17 protein-coding genes are annotated in these 20,642 nt (G+C 49.6%); 15 read left to right on the top strand and 2 right to left on the bottom strand.

Features of this window, described 5'->3' with window-relative positions; genetic code table 11:
- Positions 1 to 124 precede the first annotated feature (124 nt).
- Positions 125 to 1,030, top strand: coding sequence for a hypothetical protein (locus MKY48_RS29460; RefSeq protein ID WP_339268157.1), 906 nt, complete (start codon positions 125 to 127; stop codon positions 1,028 to 1,030).
- Complete coding sequence (locus tag MKY48_RS29455; RefSeq protein ID WP_339268155.1) at positions 1,027 to 1,587, top strand: hypothetical protein; 561 nt, start codon at positions 1,027 to 1,029, stop codon at positions 1,585 to 1,587. The genes MKY48_RS29460 and MKY48_RS29455 overlap by 4 nt, the downstream gene beginning before the upstream one ends.
- 46 nt (positions 1,588 to 1,633) lie before the next feature.
- Here MKY48_RS29455 and MKY48_RS29450 read toward each other — a convergent pair whose 3' ends face one another.
- Positions 1,634 to 1,813, bottom strand: a complete 180-nt coding sequence (locus tag MKY48_RS29450) for a hypothetical protein (RefSeq protein ID WP_076325467.1) — start codon at positions 1,811 to 1,813, stop codon at positions 1,634 to 1,636.
- Positions 1,814 to 1,935: 122 nt separating this feature from the next.
- Between MKY48_RS29450 and MKY48_RS29445 the strand changes: the two genes are divergently transcribed.
- From MKY48_RS29445 to MKY48_RS29415, 7 genes are all read left to right on the top strand, one after another.
- A complete protein-coding gene (locus MKY48_RS29445) occupies positions 1,936 to 2,730 on the top strand; it encodes a sulfite exporter TauE/SafE family protein (RefSeq protein ID WP_083659800.1) in 795 nt (264 codons plus the stop codon).
- Between the two features lie 49 nt (positions 2,731 to 2,779).
- Positions 2,780 to 3,685 carry an aldo/keto reductase gene (locus MKY48_RS29440; protein ID WP_339268154.1) on the top strand — a complete coding sequence of 302 codons (906 nt, stop codon included), beginning with the start codon at positions 2,780 to 2,782 and terminating at the stop codon, positions 3,683 to 3,685.
- A 308-nt stretch (positions 3,686 to 3,993) separates the two neighbouring features.
- Complete coding sequence (locus MKY48_RS29435; RefSeq protein WP_076325372.1) at positions 3,994 to 4,863, top strand: ABC transporter ATP-binding protein; 870 nt, start codon at positions 3,994 to 3,996, stop codon at positions 4,861 to 4,863.
- A complete protein-coding gene (locus MKY48_RS29430) occupies positions 4,856 to 7,057 on the top strand; it encodes an ABC transporter permease (RefSeq protein ID WP_339268151.1) in 2,202 nt (733 codons plus the stop codon). Before MKY48_RS29435 ends, MKY48_RS29430 begins: the two co-directional genes overlap by 8 nt.
- Before the next feature lie 90 nt (positions 7,058 to 7,147).
- Entirely contained in the window at positions 7,148 to 7,837 is a 690-nt protein-coding gene (locus MKY48_RS29425; protein WP_076325374.1) for an RNA polymerase sigma factor, read from the top strand.
- The gene (locus MKY48_RS29420; RefSeq protein WP_076325375.1) at positions 7,818 to 8,660 is read left to right on the top strand and encodes a hypothetical protein; all 843 of its coding nucleotides are present in this window, start codon (positions 7,818 to 7,820) and stop codon (positions 8,658 to 8,660) included. Before MKY48_RS29425 ends, MKY48_RS29420 begins: the two co-directional genes overlap by 20 nt.
- Positions 8,653 to 9,516, top strand: a complete 864-nt coding sequence (locus tag MKY48_RS29415) for an ABC transporter ATP-binding protein (protein ID WP_076325376.1) — start codon at positions 8,653 to 8,655, stop codon at positions 9,514 to 9,516. Before MKY48_RS29420 ends, MKY48_RS29415 begins: the two co-directional genes overlap by 8 nt.
- 79 nt (positions 9,517 to 9,595) lie before the next feature.
- Here MKY48_RS29415 and MKY48_RS29410 read toward each other — a convergent pair whose 3' ends face one another.
- Entirely contained in the window at positions 9,596 to 9,853 is a 258-nt protein-coding gene (locus tag MKY48_RS29410) for a DUF3949 domain-containing protein (protein WP_339268148.1), read from the bottom strand.
- Positions 9,854 to 10,080: 227 nt separating this feature from the next.
- On the opposite strand from MKY48_RS29410, the gene MKY48_RS29405 reads away from it, so the two are divergent.
- From MKY48_RS29405 to MKY48_RS29380, 6 genes are all read left to right on the top strand, one after another.
- A complete protein-coding gene (locus MKY48_RS29405; RefSeq protein WP_339268146.1) occupies positions 10,081 to 10,908 on the top strand; it encodes an SDR family oxidoreductase in 828 nt (275 codons plus the stop codon).
- Positions 10,909 to 11,057: 149 nt separating this feature from the next.
- Positions 11,058 to 12,350, top strand: coding sequence for a homocysteine synthase (locus MKY48_RS29400; protein ID WP_076325379.1), 1,293 nt, complete (start codon positions 11,058 to 11,060; stop codon positions 12,348 to 12,350).
- A gap of 463 nt (positions 12,351 to 12,813) precedes the next feature.
- Positions 12,814 to 13,836, top strand: a complete 1,023-nt coding sequence (locus MKY48_RS29395; RefSeq protein WP_339268145.1) for a hypothetical protein — start codon at positions 12,814 to 12,816, stop codon at positions 13,834 to 13,836.
- 34 nt (positions 13,837 to 13,870) lie between these two features.
- On the top strand, positions 13,871 to 18,352 hold the full coding sequence (locus tag MKY48_RS29390; protein WP_339291777.1) for an amino acid adenylation domain-containing protein: 4,482 nt from the start codon (positions 13,871 to 13,873) through the stop codon (positions 18,350 to 18,352).
- A 14-nt stretch (positions 18,353 to 18,366) separates the two neighbouring features.
- The gene (locus MKY48_RS29385) at positions 18,367 to 19,908 is read left to right on the top strand and encodes a serine hydrolase domain-containing protein (RefSeq protein WP_339268141.1); all 1,542 of its coding nucleotides are present in this window, start codon (positions 18,367 to 18,369) and stop codon (positions 19,906 to 19,908) included.
- Entirely contained in the window at positions 19,909 to 20,640 is a 732-nt protein-coding gene (locus MKY48_RS29380) for an alpha/beta fold hydrolase (protein ID WP_339268139.1), read from the top strand. It begins immediately after the preceding gene.
- Positions 20,641 to 20,642: the final 2 nt, after the last annotated feature.

Below are 20,642 nucleotides of genomic sequence, written 5' to 3'. Positions count from 1 at the left end.
AATTCATGGAGTTCCTTCGTCAGAATCATATGAAAAATTAACGCTGATCAAACCCTCTTCATCTATTTACGTGTTAAGATAGTTTAATAATATGGAACAATCGCATGATACATAAGGAGGCGCTATGAGCAAGAAATGGTATTATGTTCTCGCCATCCTGTTCGTAGCCTGCAGCTGGGTCGGGAATGTCTGGTATTATGAAGCCAACCAACTGGGAAGAACCGTATTCCTTGAGCATCATGTGGAAACAAGGGAAGGGGGAGGCAGTGTATTTGACTTGTATTATGTAGAGGACAAAAGAGCAGACAAGACGCTAAGCTCCATCCGGATCGAAGGTTATCCCGAACAGATCGTAACGCCATACCCTCAATATGCTGAGTATCAGAGACAGTGCCTGGGAAAAATGATGGTGAATTTAAATAAACCCGCCCCGGGGAAAGAAGGGGCAGGAGAGCAGAGGAAGGAGCCGGTTCTCGTTCGAGAGATTACCGCCCTTTACTCTGATGGAACCTCGGAACAAGTGGATATCGGAGAGATTTACGTATGGCCTGGCGTATATGATCAGGAAGATCAAGATCCGATATCAGGGACGTCCGGCGGATCCTCTTCCGATAACTCGGGCTATGAATCTGCCGTCGTGAGTCGGCCGCTTCAGTTAACGGCGTTCTCCTCGAAATTGCTCGATATCGCAGAGAATGGAGATCTCCGAATCTTTGTCGACATTTCCAGACAAATACCGGGTACTAGTTACCGGTCTCAACCTTCGGAAGCGCACATCGAGTTAAGAGGTGAACCTATCAATGAGATTCAGCTTCCATTCCAGATTAATAAAGGGGATTCCATTAGAATCAGCCACCAATTTGATATGTCGCTTGAGAAGAGCATGCAGGTATATCAGTTGATATTAAGAACCACCTTTTTGGAGGACGGCCGTCGCTTTTGGTATGGAGATACGATGATTCCTTATCATCCAAGTCCGATGGATCGAGAAATGACGGAATTTGTTCGGGAAAGCAGGAGGAAACCATGAGAAGCGCTTGTTATCGCATCGTGTGGGGGCTGCTGCTTGTACTTGTCGACTTTAAGCTGGAAACGGTGGACTTGCTGCCGGAATTGCTGGGATACCTGTTGATTGCTTCGGGATTATGGAGGCTTCAGGCGTTGAACGGATATTTTAAGGCAGGGCATCTATCCGCTTGGCTGCTGCTGATCTGGTCGGTTCTTTCATTATTCTGGTTTCCTGAGGTGAAGACAGGCGGCGTGCCTATGCAATCGGTAGAGGAGCTGCTGATTCAACTGCCTGCCATCTGCTTGCATATGGTACTGATTTTTGGAATCTGTAGAGGCATTCAAGCCAATTCCGCAGGTGCCGAATCCGGACTGGATCATAAGGCTCGCTTTCGGGGGCACTTGTTTATGGCCGCGCAGCTGCTATGGCTTATCGCCTACCCGTTCATTTTAAATCTGGATTCGGGCGATATGATCCCTGTGATTTTTATGTGCTCGCTCGTAGTGATGGTTGCCGAGATCGCGGTTATGCTTCTGGTCAGGCTTGCCGGACGGGAATGGGCAGAGGGAACGGAATAAATCCAAAGATCTCAGTCCGAAATAGCTAACGGAGTTTAAACAAAGTTTAACTGTTATCTTTGCTGGGATGATAAACAATCGTAACTCCCAGCTGGTTATATGTTTCTTCGGTGTAGTGGTGATCCGGGCAATGCTTGATCGTAGCCATGTCTTCCTGTCTGGAGATCAGCTTCTGCTCGCAGTCAGGGCAACGGTCCTGGAAGAGGAATTTCAGCTTATTCAACATGATCACCACATACCTCCTCAATTTCCGATATAAATACTTGGTTTTATTATAAATCAACAATGGGGTACATTCAATAGCAATGTGCGCGGTCACGATATTAAATTGAACGGAGATCGATCACCTTGATAGTGCAACTTGTAGTTATGATCTTTATAGGTATCATCGGTTCTTTTTTCTCAGGATTGCTGGGAATTGGCGGGGCGATTATTAACTTTCCTTTGCTGCTCTATGTTCCTTCCTGGTTTGGACTGGAGGCCTTTACCTCCAAGGAGGTGGCGTCCATCAGCATGCTGCAGGTATTTTTCGCCTCATTGTCAGGCATGATCACCAACCGGATGAGTTCGCGCGGCGGTGAGTCGTATTTTCACAAGCCATTGGTCATTCAGATGGGGGTAAGCACCCTGGTTGGCAGTCTGATCGGGAGTCTGTCCTCGATGCTGATGACAAGCGGTATGATTAACGTGATCTACGGTTTTCTGGCGGTTATCGCGGTGTTATTGATGATTGTGCCGACCCGGGCAACTATGGAAAATAGGTCGGTTAACGAGGTGACCTATCATTCAGGGATTGCGATGGGAGCCGCCTTTATCGTCGGCGGCATTGCGGGGATTGTCGGCGCTGGAGGTGCCTTTATCCTGATACCCATCATGCTGACGATTCTTAAGATACCGACACGGATAACCATCGCCTCCTCGCTCGCGATCGTTTTTCTGTCTGCGGTCGGGGGTGTCATTGGCAAAATCGCCTCGGGCGACATTCCGATCTGGCCGTCCCTGTTCGCGGTTGCCGGAAGCTTGATGGGTGCTCCCATCGGCGCCATCATCAGTCGCAAGATGAACGTCCGACTGCTGCGGTATGCCTTGGCGATTCTCATTGCAGTTACGGCCGTGAAGATCTGGATCGATATTTTAGGGTAAGTAAAGAAGTAGAACCTTATTCATCATAGGGAAGAGGAGGAGATCAAGCATGAGAATCAATCAGCTAGGATCTTCGGAATTGTATGTAAGCGAAATCGGGCTGGGCTGTATGTCACTGGGTACAGATGAGGGACAAGCCGTAAAGCTTATCCACGAAGCGCTGGACCGGGGCGTGAATTTTCTGGATACGGCGGATCTGTACGACGAAGGCCGTAACGAGGAACTGGTAGGCATAGCGGTTCAAGGTCGGCGCGAGGATGTGATCATCGCCACCAAAGTCGGCAACCGTCGTGTACCGGGTAAGGATGGCTTAGTATGGGATCCTTCCAAGGACTACATCAAATCCGCTGTCAAGGATAGTCTTCGCAGACTCGGTACGGATTATATCGATCTGTATCAGCTTCATGGAGGGACGCTTGATGATCCGATTGACGAGACGATTGAAGCTTTTGAAGAGCTGAAGCGGGAAGGGTGGATTCGATACTACGGCATCTCGTCCATCCGGCCGAACGTCATCCGCGAGTATGTCGGAAAATCCAATATCGTCAGCGTCATGAGTCAGTACAGCATCCTGGACCGGAGACCGGAGGAAGAGGTGCTCGATCTCCTTGCTGAGAACGGAATATCCGCCATTGCACGAGGACCCGTTGCCCGCGGCATATTGTCGGACCGCGGACAAGCCAAAGCCGAGAAGGGCTATCTGGATTACAACAAAAATGAGCTGCTTGATATACTCAAGAGGCTTGAAGAGGTTGGCCCTGGCATGGATTTGTCCCATTTGGCTATTCGATATGCTGTGGCCCATGCCGCTGTTGCCTGCACCATCCCTGGAGCTAGCTCGCTTGAACAGCTGCTGCATAACTTGGCGGCGGGGAATAAGGAAGAGTTATCGCCGCAGGGCATCCAATCGATCCAGGCGATCAGTCGCGCCAACCAATATGAGGCTCATCGGTAAGGATCGATGCGATAAGCACGTGAATGATCCATCCCGTTAATCTTTTGCGGCATGAAATATTTATGTCCTGAAGGTTTACGGATGAACCGCATCTTAGCATGTTATAATAACTGAATAAGAGCCTGACATCAGGTGAATATAGATCATGCCCGCAATCCGCTTAAAGGATCACGGGCTTTTTTGTACCTTATAAAATGAATTGATGTCAAAACGTTGGAAATGCCAAACTTTTTAAGACGATGGTTCGTTCCAAGTAACGTAAACCGCGCGGCTTATGCCATAATCGTTAATGGTGAAAGGATTCTAGAATGATTACCATTGAGCATTTATCAAAAACCTATCGCAAGGGTGCATGGGCACTCTTGGATGTTTCTCTACAATTGGATACAGGCATGACCGGTCTGCTGGGCCCCAATGGCGCCGGCAAAACAACGCTGATGCGCATTCTGGCGACCTTATTGTCGCCGACCTCCGGCCAGGTGAGAGTGAACGGGATATCGATTGGACGGCCGGAGGAGATTCGGCAGATGATCGGGTATTTGCCGCAGCATTTTCACATTTACCCGCAGCTGACCGGACGAGATTATCTGGATTATGTGGCGGCCATGAAAGGGATCAAAGAACGGAGTGCCAGACAGAAGGAAATCTCCAGGCTGCTCGAGATGGTTAATCTCCAGGGGAAGGCTGATAAAAAAGTACGTACTTACTCCGGGGGAATGAAGCAGCGGCTGGGTATTGCCCAAGCGTTATTGGGAACACCAGATATCTTGATCGTTGACGAACCGACATCCGGGCTGGATCCTCAGGAGCGTGTCCGGTTCCGCAATGTGTTAACCCGCTTTAGCATCGACCGGACGGTCCTGCTATCCACCCATATTGTCGCCGATATTGAGAGCAACTGCCGTCGTATCGCAGTCATGAACAAGGGGAGACTGTCCATGAACGGCAGTCTGGCTGAACTGCAGGCATGCGGGAAGGGACAAGTATGGGAAGCGGTGATGAGTCCGGATGAATTTGCCTTGATTGATCCCATGTCCGTCGTATCTACCCGAACCGTTCCGGAAGGCGTCCTGTGCCGGTTTATCGGCCAAACGGCCCCGGTTGCAGGGGCGTTTCCCGCGGATCCGACGCTGGAGGATGGATATCTGAGCTTGCTGCGGAGGGATCGTCATGCATAAGTGGTGGAGGCATAGTCTCCTTGAACTTAGGCTTTTGTTCGGTAATCCCTTGTTTGCCTCACTTCCGATCATCTATGCGATTCTGTTCATCATTATGATGCTGCAGGCGGCAAGCGGCAATGGACCGAACCATAATCTGTACACGGCGGCCTATTCATTCCACATGCTGGGTCATACGATGACCCTGGGTCCGGCTATGCTAATTGGCATCTTGTCTATTCGACGGGATGTTCGCCGTAGGTCCTTTGAATGGAATCACAGCTTGCCTGTGTCTTTCTTTACCTTGTTGTCGTCGAAATATGTGGTCAGTTTGTTGTACTTTTCCCTGTTCACGTTGTCGACGTCGGTTATATTCTATATCCTGTCGGTTAGCCAGGGGATAGCCGGTGATATTGCGATGATGCATACCATGCAATTTGCGGTGCAGTACGAGGTTTCCTATATGGTGACACTCGCGCTCGCCATGCTGCTTGGGGCAAGCATTCCGAACCGGATTGTTTATTTGATCGGTTTCTGTGCATGGATGTTTGGAACATTTTTCATGGAAATTTATATCATCACCGAATTAAGATGGATGCCGGCTCAAGTGTTTCACCTCAACCAATTCTTCCTTCAATCCAATCGCTTTGAATATGAGAATTGGGGGTACGGTCTGTTTAGGGAAGATTTAATGAGTTCCCGGTGGTTCGTGCTTGCCTTTACTTTCCTGCTGCTAACGGTGTGTTTGTTCTTGTTAAACCGTAAGCGGCCTACGATGCTGCGGAAAGCGGGATGGCTCGCCGTGCTGGGGGCTGCCGTATTGACGGTAGCCGCAGCCATACCCTACGGCACACTATGGGCGGATCGGTATGCCCAATTTGATGCGAAGCTTGGAGACCCTACGGTTTCTTATGTCGATGACCCTGACAATATATCCTTCTTTCATGTTTCTTCTTATGATATCAAGCTGAAACGACTGTCAAACGATGAGCTTCGCGTAAGGGCGAAGCTAACGATACCCGCCTCCGAGTTATCAGGCATGAGGCAGCTTCCCTTAACCCTGAACCGGATGTTCGAGCTTGAGCGTGTCCAACTCCAGGGCATTGACGCTCCCTATCGCAGACAGGGAGAGCGGATATCGGTAAGGATGGCTGGCGATGCCAAGGGAGGGGACATTCAAGCCGAGCTGGAATATAGAGGCAAGGTCATGGACTTTATGGCTGGGTACTCCCGTGAGGAATTTTCGGTTTACAGTGTGGGGCCCGAAGTTAAGCTGGATGGATATATCGCTTGGTATCCGCTTCCCGGTCATCAGCATGTATATTTAAAGAGTGATAACGGAGACGGTCCTCCGGAATACGTTTATTTAGGCTGGGAATTTGGCCGGATGCGTTATTCTTTCGGCGAGATGAAGCTGGAGGTCGAAGGTTATCCGGGACCCTTGTATACGGGGATGCAGGAGCTGGAACGAAGGCCCGGCTACCAGCGGTTCGAGGGTGGGGAGATCGAGCAGAATATCTCCCTGTACGGAGGTCAGTTTTGGAAGGAAATCCACCAGGTTGATCTCCCGATCACAATCGTGACAACGCCATATCTGGAGAAAACATCCGTATCGATGCTGCAGGATATGAAAAAGAAGTATGACTATTTTTCCAAGTGGGTACCCGAGTTCAAAAGCAACGTCGACAAGATTTTATATTTGGGTCACGGTTTTAATAATCCCCGGGTGCACCATCGTCTGATTCTGTCCTCGAACCAGTACACATATAACTTCATGAATCTGCCTGGCGAATGGATGAACTCCGTTCTGTTCGGCAACCAGGAGGGGTTCAATTATTATTTTGAGCATCCAGAGCGGGATGTGCGGGGCAAGATCAGCAGTCTTTTCTGGTATGTGTATTACGTGGAGGAGAAAGGGCTTAGTGATAAACAACTGAGATCCGCATACGGAAACCTTCGGTCGGTACAGCAACTGTTGTTCAAGAATGGGGACGGGGATGATCCTCAAAATAAATTAGGCATGGGTATGGCTAAGCAAGTCAGAAGGGCGTTGGAAGAAGGCAGAGGGAATCAGGTCAAAGAGCTGCTGGTTCATTTTTACCAACAAGGGCTGATGCTTCCCGATACCGAACGAAATTCGTACTTAAGCCCGGAGAACCCGATTACGTATAAAGAGTGGCAGCAAAAATGGGATGCCATGATGAATGTCAAATAATGACGACTATGCACCTGCACACGGTCGGTTATAATTGAGAAATAGATATAGTGGGAAGATTAGAATGCACATAGAAAGGGGGGGAAAGGCATGATTTCCGATCAGCAGCTGTCCGAACGCATGGCTGCCGGCGACCAGGAAGCGTTTGAAATGTTGGTGACGAGGTACCATGGTCCGCTGCTCAGTTATACGACCCAGAGGCTGGCTGATAGGCAAAAAGCCCAGGATATCGTTCAGGAAACGTTTATCCGGCTCATTCGGCATCTGAAGCAGCACGGCACGCTGGAACATGTTCGCTCCTGGCTTTACCGCGTGGCTCTGAATATGTGCAAGGATTATTGGAAAAGCGCATCTTATAGGTCTGAAGGTCTTGCGGGTGAGGAGATGCCGGATGCATACGACCCTGCACCCGGCGCGGAGGAACTTGTGGAAAGACAGGAAACCTCACTGGAGATTGCAGCATCTCTGGAGAGCCTGCCCGATATACAACAGGAAGTCATATCTCTTCGATTCTTTCATGATCTGAAGCTGCAGGAAATCGCCGACCTGGTCGACCTCCCCCTAAGTACGGTGAAAACGCATTTATATAACGGCTTGAGAAAGCTGAAGAAAACATTATCGATGGAGCATTCTGATTTGGTTCCCGTCCGTTCGTCCCGAAGGACACGGGAGAAAAGCCCTCAGGAACAGGTTCGGAACCGCTCCAAGTCGGAAGAATCGGATTCGCAGAGCAAAGTAAAAGAAAGTGAGGTGTACCTCCATGGATCATCCATTCGATAATGAATTGAGAAGACTTGAAGACGAGCTTCGTGGCCCGCTCAGACGCGCTGCTCTTCCATCGCCGTCACCGGATGAGACGGCGCAGCTCATTGCGTCTCTTCAGGGAGAGTTCAATCAGCTCAGGATTGAGCCCGAGTCCCCCAAGCTGGATTTTAATCCGCAGGTCGACCCGCCCTCATTAAAACAGATTCTTCGGAGTCAGATCCGATTGAACCAAAGATCCATTCTGCTCACAGCAGGCGCGGTATTCTGCATGTTGGTTCTACTGATCGATCCGGAGTATCCACTGGATCAGTTTGCCGGATTGCCCGGCGGCATTTTCCCGTTGATCACCCCTCTGCTGCTGATTGTATCGATGCTGTTCAGCAGCCGAACCTGGGATAAAGGAATGCGGGCTGTGGAGACCCTAACCCCATATCCACCGGCGCTTGTGTTGTATACCCGTCTGCTGCTTGTGACCGGCATCGTCATCGGAATGGCCTTGCTGAGCACCCTCGCGCTCGGGCTGCGATCCATCCAGGCGGAAAGCTCTCGCTTTTTATTCGGACCCTTTATTCTGGAGTGGATGGGAATTCTGCTGGTGACGGGAGGGGCTGCGATGTATATGCTGTTTCGCAAAGGCATGGTTGTCTCACTGATCTCGGCCGTCCTGGTCTACGGAATGTGGATCGTAATTCAGGGACAAATCGTGGATCACGGCGTTTCGATGAGCGGTAAAATGATGACGGACGTGGCCCTGCTTGTTATCGGAGTGATTCTGCTCGTCTCTTCCTACGGACGCAGCTTGAAGCTGAACGGAGCTTGGAGAATGGCAAATGATTAGGCTTGAAGGACTGGAACGCCAAGCGGGTACGTACCGGCTTGAAATCGACAAAGCGGAGATTCACTCCGGCCTGAACCTTATCGTCGGGGCGAACGGGGCTGGGAAAACCACCCTGATTGAGCTGTTGACCACGCTCCAGGCACCCGATGCAGGCGAAATTCTGTACAGCGGGCGCAGGGCAGGAGATCATTTGCCGTTGATCCGCAGTCAAATCGGATATGTTCCGGCGGATATCGAGCTGTATGGGGATATGAAGGTCGGCAAGCTACTGACCTATATGGCAGAATTAAAGGGCATCTATAATCCTGAGGCCATTGACAGGCTGATGACGGACTTTCGATTGGAGCCCTTCCGCAAGAGCAAGGTCAAGAATTTGTCACAAGGGGTGCAGCGGCGCATTGCCGTCGTGCAGGCGCTGCTGGCTTCACCTTCTTTTCTATTCCTCGATGAGCCTTTAAACGGCATGGACGCTGAGGAACGCAAATTCCTTATCACGTATTTGACTAAATACGCCAGGGGCCGAATGGTGATCGTGGCCGCCCATGAGCTGAACGAGTGGGAAGAGGCGGTAGATACCGTGATATGGATACACCGCGGTCGCATCCGGTATATCGGTTCACCGACCCAGTGGAAACTGAATGTGGCCTCCAGCTCCAGCGTCTGGGAAGGCGAAATCGATCTGGAAGCCTTCGAGCGGATACCGCAGGAGCTGCTGATTCATTTTCAAATGACGGAACATCATATGAGAGTAAGGCTGATGGGGAAAAAGCAGCCGGGTCCCGAATTTGTGGAGAAGGCGCCTACGCTGGAGGATACCTTTTTCCTACATATGAACGCTTTAGCTAGACGCGGCTGAAAATAGTTTGGATCTTGGGAAATCATCGCCCTTATTGTGGGCGATGATTTTTGCGTTTCGTCCGTTGGAAAGAAAGCGCCTACTTGGTCGTGTTTCTTTTCCTATGCCTCCAATTATAGATCCACGAGGCAACCATGGTGGAAGGCAAAAACATAATTTGCGTGTTGTAGTGTAGCTGTTCTTCTTGAAACGACATCTTGTTGTAATACGTTTCCTGATCGCCCCCTCGCTTCCGGGGATCATTCTTTAACGCTGCAATATAGCGGTACTGCACGGGAATCATAAACAGGAATCCGGCGACTAGAATACTTCCAACAATCCACCACTCAGAATTCATGAGTACACCCTCCTAAAGATTATCGTTTATGGAAAATCATATTAATATTCAATACGTATTTAACCTCGGTAAGGATTCAACTTTTTATAATAACGATGCTCACTTTATTTATCAAAGCCAATCATCCCTTTCGGAACAGGGTAAGGAAGGGTAGGCACGGTATGCGTATAGGTTGAACAGCGGCGTAATCGTGGCCTGCATGCAGGATTTCGAAGGGAGCGAGAGGAATGGGTAGCATAGGGATTCAAGGGATAGAGAAAGTAGCGTTGGTGACAGGCGCTGGAGCTGGAATTGGACGGGGGATTGCCAAGGTTTTGGCTGAAAAAGGATATCGGCTGGCGATGACCTACCATTCGAGTAAAGATGGAATAGTGGACATAGCAGAGGATATTCGTCATATCTATGGCAAGACGCCTCTTATTATTCAAAGCGATTTGACCGTTCGCAGTGAAGCGGAGAATACGATACGAAAGACGATAGAGGAATTTGGCCGGATCGATCTGTTGGTGAACAATGCGGGGATCGGCCTTTATGACGAGCTCACGGAGCTTGAGGAGGACGCGCTGGACATTACGGTTCATCTCGATTTTCGAGCACCGATGCTGCTTAGCAAATATGCTGTCCGGGAGATGATCGCCCAGGGAATTCCGGGAAATATCATCTTCATCACGTCCTCCCGGGGAGAGAGAGCCTATCCCAAGGACAGCATTTACGGCAGCATGAAGGCAGCGCTTATACGTGCCGCACAATCGCTAGCGCTCGAGTGGGCTCCGCATGGCATCCGCGTAAACTGCGTGGCACCGGGAGCGACTGTTCACAAGCCGGACCAATCGGCAGAGGACGAGCCGCTCGGCAGAAAAATCCCGCTGGGAAGGTTGGGCACGCCGTCGGACATCGGGGAAGCGATTGCTTGGCTCTGCTCAGATGCGGCATCCTACATTACTGGGATCAATCTCCGTATAGACGGCGGTTTAATCTTGCCGGGCATGCCGGAGGATACGTCCCCGGAAGCCGGATATGGATGGGGCAGGGTGTATGCAGCGGATGAGGAATAAGATGGTTTCCAGCTGCATGCAGAATAATTTATAATATTCCGATGAAATTAGTTGGTTATAACTCTTTTCAAATGCGGGAAAGTATGAGAGAATGGGAGAAATTATGAAGCCATAATACTTTCCATATGAAGAAAAGGGAGGAAACACCCATGTCAGAAGAACGCCAATTTTCCATTGAAACCTTAGCGGTTCACGCCGGTCAGGAGCTTGATCCGACCACATTATCCCGCGCCGTCCCTCTATATCAGACGACTTCCTACGGGTTTAAAGACAGTGAGCACGCAGCGAATCTGTTTGCGCTTAAAGAATTCGGCAACATTTACACGCGTATCATGAACCCAACCACGGATGTGTTTGAGAAGCGGATTGCAGCGCTTGAAGGCGGTGCCGGTGCACTGGCGACATCTTCCGGGCAGGCAGCCATCACCTTCTCCATTCTCAACATTGCGGGCGCAGGTGATGAAATTGTTTCTTCCTCGAGCTTGTATGGCGGTACTTATAATTTATTTTCCAATACGCTTGCGAAGCTGGGCATCAAGGTGCATTTCGTGGATTCCACGGACCCGGAAAATTTCCGAAAAGCGATCAATGACAAGACAAAGGCCGTGTTTGCCGAAACGATCGGCAATCCGCAGGGCAATGTGCTGGATGTGGAAGCTGTTGCGGCCATCGCGCATGAGAACGGCATTCCGCTTATCGTAGACAACACCTTTCCAAGCCCGTATTTGCTGCGACCGATAGAATATGGAGCAGATATCGTCGTTCATTCTGCGACCAAATTCATCGGCGGTCATGGGACCTCCATCGGCGGGGTTATTGTTGATAGCGGTAAATTCGATTGGACGGCAAACAATAAGTTCCCTGGATTGACGGAGCCGGATCCAAGCTATCATGGCGTTGTGTATACGGAGGCAGTAGGCCCGATTGCTTATATTATCAAAGCGCGCGTACAGCTGCTGCGGGATATTGGCGCATCGCTGTCCCCGTTTAATTCCTGGCTGCTCCTGCAAGGGCTGGAAACGCTGCATCTTCGCGTTGAGCGCCATAGCGAGAATGCGCTGAAGGTTGCCAAGTATTTGGAGAGTCACGAGGCGGTGGAATGGGTGAGCTATGCAGGGCTGCCGAGTCACCCTTCGCATGAGCTGGCGAAGAAGTACCTGCCGAAGGGCCAAGGCGCTATCCTGACCTTCGGAATCAAAGGCGGGGCAGCGGCAGGTCAGAAGGTGATCGAGAATGTGAAGCTGTTCTCCCACTTGGCTAACGTTGGGGATTCCAAGTCGCTTATCATTCATCCGGCCAGCACGACGCATCAGCAGATGACGGAAGACGAGCAGCTTACGGCGGGCGTAAATCCGGAATTGCTGCGTCTGTCGATCGGGACCGAGTCTATCGATGATATACTATACGATCTGGAACAAGCTATTGCGGCAAGTCAGAAGTAAAGGCTGTTATATATAGTTTTAATGACTGAGATATAGGGCACTTTCCTTTTTGGAGGAAGGTGCCTTTTGTTGTTTTACTCTGAGCGACTTGCCAGATGGGGTTAATCTTTCCTTACAGCTTGTAATAATCTGTTTCAGCCTAGAAGCAAGACTCATGTTTCTACTCTATTTGTTAGGGGACGTGGGAAGAAGGATCGATGGACGTTTTCAGAATAACTTCATTAAGTAGGACTATTTTCATAGTTCTGGAACAGGCCGGATCCTGTCGGATCCTGTAGCTGATCGGCTGTTTTCGAGTTGAATAACTTGGCGACAAAAAAGTATAAATGAAAAATCTTAATAGATATTGACAATAAAATACATCTATGGGAGTATGAATTACATATATTAGTTATTATATTATTTTTAGGTAAACTCATATAATGCTTCATTATTTTACAAAAAATTAACAAACGAGAAAGAAGTGAGTATTGATTTGGGTAGCAAGGAACTTGAATTGAGTATCCCGCCTCTTGTCGGATATCAGTATCTGGCATATCCCTTATGTACGGTACTTACACGAAATGAAGCGCTGCCTTGGTTTTACAGCAATTTCATCCACCTCTATTGTCATCAGGATCTTGACGGAGAGGCCGCTTCACGCTCAGTGCCTATGACCTTTTACGGAGAAGATTTTATTCGCTGTCCCTGGCTGATTACACAAAAGCTGGAGCGCGAATGCGTGCTCGATTCACCGCCTGGAATCATCGAATTTCTGATAAACAGTATCCGTTCAAACTATACGATCTCTCTTTATGTGGATGAGTTCTATATCCCTCGTAGACGAGTCTATCAACATACTCATTATGCTCACGATATTCTGGTTTACGGTTACGATGATGCGAGAAGGACGTTTCTTGTTCTCGGCTACGATGAAGAAATGCAGTTTCAGAAGACCGTGGTGCCGTACCATGAAATGGAGCAAGGGTTCCAAAACCTCGAATGGACGGACAACTATGAAGAACAAATCTACCTTTACAAGTTCAATAAATCGGGAAGCTACTGGCTAGATGCAGCGTTTATCAAAGAATCCCTGGAAGAATATTTGGCGGGCAGCAATATTTCCTTGCGCAACCGGGGAACGGCGAATCCACTGGAGGCGGCATTCGGTGTCGATGTTTATGCTGCACTAATTCGCAATATGCCCGTACTTGTTCGTAAACGTGATATCCGGCCCATCCACATTCTGTGGGAACACAAGAAAATGATGGGGCTGCGGATCCAGTATTTATGTAATCAGGGACTTCTTTCACCAGATTTTACAGAATGCTTCCGGCCAATAGAAGAGCAGGCATATGCTTTGCGTCATTTGTTGATGAAATACGCCTTAACCGGAGACGAATGCATGTTGAAGCAAGGATTGAGCGAGATGACTCACATCATGGAAAGTGAAAAACGAATACTGGGAACCGTTTTGAATGCACTGGACCCTCGGGTGGTTTCCTAGTATCCGTAACTTATTCCGATTGGAGGTTATTTCTATGAAGACATGCCAACTCTATCCACTGACACATCCGCAAAAACGAATTTGGTATGTAGAAAATATATACTCGGGTACGAGCATACATAACATCGGAGGACTCATCAAAATTTACGGACCCGTCGATTTTTCCTTGCTGGAGGAAGCCATTAATCATTTCATTCGGCTCAATGATGCCGTCCGTATGCGGTTAGTCGAACAGGACGGTTCGGTGTTGCAGACGGTGATGGAATACCGCAGGAAAACGTTCCCGTTTATCGATTTTATGGCCCAAGAATCGGATGTGGATGCCTGGGTGAGTGCCGAGTTTTCCAAACCGCTCCCACTGGATGGAGAACAATTGTATGATTTTGTACTGGTTAGAATCAGCGACACAGAAAGCGCGTATCTTACGAAATTCCACCATATTATTTCGGACGGCTGGTCTTTTCAATTGATGACGACGCACATCAATCAGATTTATACGCAATTGATGCAGGGGGAGGAAGTTCCTCAGGAACCCCGACCTACCTACCTGGATTACATTGAACAAGAGCAAAAGTATTTATCATCCCCTCGTTTTACGAAAAATCAAAGCTATTGGAATCATAAATTTGATCACATCCATGACATTGATTTGCATACTACATCAATCGGCATCGCAGGCAACCGCAAAAAGTTCTTAGTAAGCCAGTCTGCTTCCGATGCCATCCGCGACTTTGCACAAACCCATCGTATTTCGTTGAATACCTTTTTTGTAGCAACGATGCTCCTTTATCTCCACAAAGCGAATCAACAAAACCGTCTCCTGATAGGCACTCCTGTATTGAATCGTACGGGGGCCAAAGAAAAAAATACATTTGGTATGTTTACCAGCACGATGCCCTTTCTCATTGACATCAAGCATGAGATGTCCTTCTCATCGTTCATACATAACGTCAACCAAGAACTCATTCAATGCTATTTCCATCAGAAATATCCTTACAACTTGCTCGTACAGGATCTTCAGCTTCAGCAGCGGGGATTGGACCAATTATTTCAAGTGTGCGTGAACTATTATAATACGGCATTCGACCGGAACTTCGGTCCTGGTTGGAAAATGCAGCAAATTGAGGTGAATAACGGCAACCAACTGTATTCCTTGCAGCTCATCGTAACCGAATGGTCATCGAATGAAGAACTGGAGCTGTACTTCGATTATAAAGAAGGCGACTACACGGAGAAGCAAATCGATGAACTACATAGCCGTCTTCTATATTTAACCGATCAAGTCCTGAGCCGTCCCGATGCCGCACTTCATGATTTGCAGCTGCTTCTGCCGGAAGAGCGTACGAAGCTTCTATATACGTACAACACAACAGATTGCGAATATCCCTCGCATCAAACGATCTTGCAGCTGTTCGAAGAACAAGTCGAGCGGAATTCGGAACGCATTGCTGTTTCATGCATGGGACAATCGCTTACTTACGGCGAACTGAATGAACGCGCCAATCGGCTCGCACGAACACTGCTGGAGAGAGGGATAAGCCCTCACACCCCGGCAGCTATCATGGGCCGCCACTCTCTGTCCATCGTTGTCGGGATCTGGGCGGTAATCAAGGCTGGAATGGCATATCTGCCGATTGATCCCGAATATCCCAAAGAACGGATCGAGTATATTCTGAGGGATAGCGGAGCTTCCCTGCTGCTGACTCATGGCAAGGAATGGGAGCAGCTTTCTTACAACGGTGAGGTTCTTGCACTCGATGATGAACGTCTGTACAACAAGGACGGGCATAATTTGCCTGCTATGATTACGCCAGATGATTTGGTCTATATCATCTATACCTCAGGATCAACAGGCAATCCCAAAGGTGCGATGATCGAACACAGGGGACTGGTGAACTACATCTGGTGGGCTGGCAAGACGTATATCCGCTCGCAAAATGATGTATTTGCGCTGTACTCTTCCATTGCTTTCGATCTGACCGTGACCTCTATCTTTACGCCGTTAATTAGCGGCAGCCGTATCGAAATCTACGAAGATGACGGGAGCGACTTTATAGTTAAACGTATTGTGGAAGACAACAAGGCAACAGTTATCAAGCTGACGCCGGCTCATCTGGCACTCATCAGAGACATGGATTTCAGCCAATATACGGTTCGGACATTCATTGTGGGCGGTGAAGATTTGAAATGCTCGCTGGCTCGTGACATCCATGAACACAGTCGGGGCGGGATTGAAATCCTCAATGAGTACGGACCGACTGAGACCGTAGTCGGCTGCATGATTTACCGGTATGATCCGGCGAGCGACGAAGGGGTCTCCGTTCCGATCGGACAGCCCATTGACAATGTGCAGATTTATTTGCTGGATCGGCAGCTGGAGCCGGTCCCAGACGGATCGATCGGCGAAATATATATATCCGGGGCCGGAGTGGCCCGGGGTTACTTGCACAGGGAGGAGCTGACTCAAGACCGGTTTCTGCCCAACCCATTCCTTACGGGCAATAGGATGTATCGGACGGGCGACTTGGCCGTACGCCACGATAGTGGCAGCATCGTATATTTAGGCCGGATCGATCATCAGGTCAAAATTAAAGGGTACCGCATTGAAATGGGAGAAATCGAGCATCAGCTGCTTGAAATGAACGGTATTGAAGAAGCCGTCGTCATTGACCGCATCGGAGAAGACGGACAGCAGCAGCTTGCCGCTTATTACGTCGCAACGGGACATCTTACGGCTCTGGAGCTGAGGATGAAGCTAGCAGAGATACTGCCCTCGTATATGATACCGGCTTACTTTGTCCGTCTTGATCAATTGCCGCTTACTCCGAACGGTAAAGTGGACCGGCGCCTTCTGCCGGCTCCGGAACAGTACCTCGAAACAAGTGAGACCGGAAGGACCAGTCAAGTTGAAGCGCTGTTAATGAATATATTCAAGGATGTACTCCGCAGGGATGAAATAACGGTTCAGGATAATTTTTACCGGCTCGGCGGTGACTCTATCAAGGCAATACAAATTGTATCTAAAATCAAGGCGGCCGGTTATCAGCTAAAGGTGCAGCAAATTATGAGTTATCCCGTTATCCGAGAACTGGCTGCATTTATTGAGCTAAACACGGCTGCTCCGATCGAGCAGGGGCCGAGTTACGGGGAAGTTAAGCCACTGCCGATTACATCATGGTTTTTTTCACAACAATGGAACAATCCTCATTACTACGCGCAGTCTGTATTGCTTCGCCTAACTCCGGCAATAACAACAGATCAGCTTCACGATGCGTTATTTGCATTAATCGGCCACCATGACACCTTGAGGCTGCAGGCTGTTGAAACTCAAGGGCGCATGGTGTACCGGACGGTCGGACGCGGGGACGTAGAGCTTGCCCGCTTCGATCTGACCAGCTTTCCGGAGAAAGAGCGGGCTGCGGTTCTGAAGAAACAAGCCGAATCTTTCAAAGCAAGTGTACGGCTCGGACAGGGCCTTCTATTCAAAGCTCTTACATTTGATGAAGGAGATCAGGGACAGCGTCTTTTGCTGACAGCACATCATTTGATTGTAGATGGAGTCTCCTGGCGAATTATGCTGGAAGACTTGGACCGGCTGCTGCAAGCGGTTTTGACCGGATCGGTTTGGACCCTGCCGAATAAGACGCATTCCATTCAAACTTGGTCAGATGCTATTGATGCTTACGGCTCCGAGAAGGCGCTGGAACACCTTGACTACTGGTATTCGGTCTTAGAGAACGTAGAAGACAGCCTGGATGCTGATTACCCTTCGAATGACGACCGGATTGCCGTATGCGGCACGCTGGTCCGGGAGCTCTCAGAGCAGGAGACGAGCAGGCTGCTGGGGGAGGCGAATACCGCTTTCCGAACTCAAACGAGCGATTTGCTGATCGCCTCGTTGGCCATGGCCGTGAGCGAAATTACCGGCAAGAAGAAAATCACGATCGAATTAGAGGGACATGGACGCGAAGAGCTGTTCGAGAACATGGATGTATCCAGAACCATCGGGTGGTTCACTTCGCTGTATCCCGTTAATCTCCAGATGACTGAAACCAGAACAGCGGGAATCATCAAGAGCATAAAGGGCCAGCTTCGCTCCATTCCAAACAAAGGAATCGACTATGGTATCTTGGCATACGGTTCCGGCAGCATTCCGAAGACGGGATGCAACCTGCTCCGTTTCAATTATATGGGCGAAATCGATAATCATTTACACAGCCCTGTGCTCGCCATTGCCGGGGACGATACCGGAAGAGATACATGCCCGAGCAACAGGTTGTCCTGTTTGGTCGATGTGGTAGCCATGATTACGGATAAGAGGCTCCAGGTCCGCATGACATACAGCAAGGCTATGTTCAGCCGGGATACAATGGACGCGTTTATTCAAGTTTTTATGCAGCGGCTGGCTGAAGTTATTCAGTTAGGCTCAGACAGGGGACAGACTGATTTTACGCCCTCTGATTTTGAGACTGTCAAGCTCGCACAAGAAGAACTTGACGTACTCTTCAATTCATAAAGGGGCGGACAATCGTGGTAAAGAAACTTGTTTTCTACGTACTGATGATACTGCTGCTAGTCAGTCCACCAGCTGCAGCCGCCGAAGGCGGAGCCCCTTCTACGCAAAAACAGCCGAATATAGATGAGATTGCCATCGACCAATTCGTGCAGGCACAACTGGTGAAGGCGCAAAGCCCGGGAGCCGCAGTTGTAGTTGTAAGCGGGAATCAGGTGGTTTATACGAAGGGATTCGGGCTAGCCGATAGTGCATTGGGGATTCCGGCAACAAACACTACATTATTTGAATTGGGATCGACTTCCAAAGCATTCACAGGCCTGGCCTTGTTAGAACTGGAGCGTGAAGATGCGCTTAGCCTTGACGATCCGGTCACCCGCTATATTCCGTGGCTCTCGCTAATCTATCAAGGGCAGCCGGCCAAGGTGACGCTGGCCCAACTGCTGCACCATACGAGTGGCGTGCCTTTCGCTTCGCTAGCTTCCATCCCGATCAGTTCCGAAGAGCAGGCATTGGAACTGACTGTACGGGCATTATCGGGTACGGCGCTGGACGCCCCTCCCGGAGATAAGTATCAATATGCCACCATTAATTATGATGTTCTGGGGCTGGTCATCCAGGAAGTATCCGGTATGTCGTATGAGGATTACATGTCGGGGTTGCTGCAGCGGCTTGGTATGAACAACACGGTGCCTGCGGCCCAGCTGAAGGACCCACAGCGGCTCGCCAGGGGATATAAGATTGGATTCGGTTCGCCTCGTTTATATGAAGCGCCCGATTACAGGGGAAACACGCCCGCCGGTTACTTAATCTCCAGTGCTGACGATATTGGACAGTGGCTGCTGCTCCAGCTCGGGACGAAGAGTATCTCCGAGCCGGACCGGATCATCATCGAACGTTCCCATATACCCGATACGAGCGTAGGGCCGGACGCCAACGGAACCTACTATGCCTCGGGGTGGTTTGTAACGCCGGACGGCAAAGAACTCTCTCACCAAGGCTCTAATCCCAATTTCTCGTCCTATTTCATCATTCGTCCGCAAGAGCAGCTCGGCGTAGGAGTACTCGCCAACATCAACTCAGCCTATACGTTTCATATCGGCCAAGGTCTGATGAGCCTGCTGCGGGAGCAAGAGCTTCCACCCGCTGAAGCGGATTTCTATCCGCAGCTTGATCGGATTGCGATGATCTCGCTTAGTCTCATCAGCATTTTAATGATTGTACTGGCAGGTAAGGCCATCGGTATTCCCGGACAATTACGTCGTCAGCGGCGCATTTTCGTTCCGCCCCAAGGAAGAAGGCTCATCGGCCTTGGAGCTGCGCTTGTACTGACCGGAGTCTGCTTGTGGGGGATCGGTCTGCTGCTTGAGGCTGCATTTGCAGGTCTTCCGCTTGCTGTAGTCGCAGTATGGTCGCCTTCCACGATCATCTGGCTCGTCTATGCACTCTATCTATTCGTCGGAATCGCGTTCCTGTTCTTTCTTGCAGTCTGGTTGTTTCCATCCGTGAAACGACGTTCCGGGCTGATTCTTCCAGCTCCTGCAGAGGAGGTGATCTAAATGAAATGCAAGCTGTTCTGCCTGCCCTACGCCGGAGGTTCCGCTACCAACTATATGAGATGGAAACGCCATTTGCACAGCCATATTGAACTGCATCCCGTTGAACTGGCTGGCAGAGGAAGAAGATTACTCGAACCTCATTACGGCAGCATGGACGAAATGATTGAGGATTTATACGGATATTTGGAACCGCAACTGGACGAAGCTGATTTTGCTTTCTTCGGCCATAGCATGGGAGCCCTCGTCGCTTACGAACTGGCGCACGCCGTAAGGAAGAAGAAGGGGAGCGAACCCATCCATTTATTCGTCTCGGGGACCTATCCCCCTCACGCCCGCCGGAATCTTACACTGCATCTGCTATCTGATGCAAGGCTGCAGCAAGAAATTAAGCTGCTTGGCGGAACCGAGGATGAAGTGTTTGAACGTGAGGAGCTGCTGAGACTGTTTTTGCCAGGTCTGCGGAGAGATCTGGAACTGGTGGAAACGCATTGCTTTAAGAGCAGAGAGGAGCTTATTCCCTGTGATATATCCGTGCTTAACGGAAAAGAGGATAAAGCGACAGAAGGCATCAATCTGATGGAGTGGTCCGCATATGGCAGCCGAGACTGTCAACTTTATGAATTCGAAGGAGGTCACTTCTTCATAAACGAACATACCGAGCAAGTAGTGTCGCTCATCAACGATGTGCTAAGCAGCTCTGTTGAGCTAATGTCCACCAAAAAGGAGTCGTGAAT

The sequence above is a fragment of the Paenibacillus sp. FSL W8-0187 genome (assembly GCF_037969755.1).
GTDB lineage: Bacteria > Bacillota > Bacilli > Paenibacillales > Paenibacillaceae > Paenibacillus_AQ.
This window is presented reverse-complemented; position numbering and strand designations above follow the sequence as displayed.